1 protein-coding gene is annotated in these 340 nt (G+C 63.8%); it reads left to right on the forward strand.

All coding sequences use genetic code 11. The features are described 5' to 3' along the window. The coding region (locus EN852_RS37180; RefSeq protein WP_189546518.1) for a YhjD/YihY/BrkB family envelope integrity protein at positions 1 to 340 on the forward strand (340 nt) is incomplete at both ends.

A 340-nucleotide genomic window follows, 5' to 3' on the forward strand; every position in this document is an offset into this window, starting at 1 on the left:
GTCGCCGTCAAGCGCGTGCTCTACGATGCGATTGGCCATTTCAACACCGATGACGGCTGGGCGATGGCCAGCCATCTGGCGATCACATCGCTGATGGCGCTGTTTCCCTTCCTGATCTTCGCCACGACGCTTGCCAGCTTTCTGGGCGCGCGCGCCTTCGCCGACACGGCCGTGCATCTGGTCTTCGACACCTGGCCGGAGCAGATCGCCAAGCCGATCGCGCATGAGGTGCAGAATGTGCTCACGGTGCGGCGCACCGACCTTCTGACCTATGGCGTGCTGCTTGCGGCCTATTTTGCCTCGAACGGCATCGAGGCGCTGCGCACCTCGCTCAACCGCG

This window comes from Mesorhizobium sp. M2E.F.Ca.ET.209.01.1.1, from assembly GCF_004010375.2.
Lineage (GTDB): Bacteria > Pseudomonadota > Alphaproteobacteria > Rhizobiales > Rhizobiaceae > Mesorhizobium.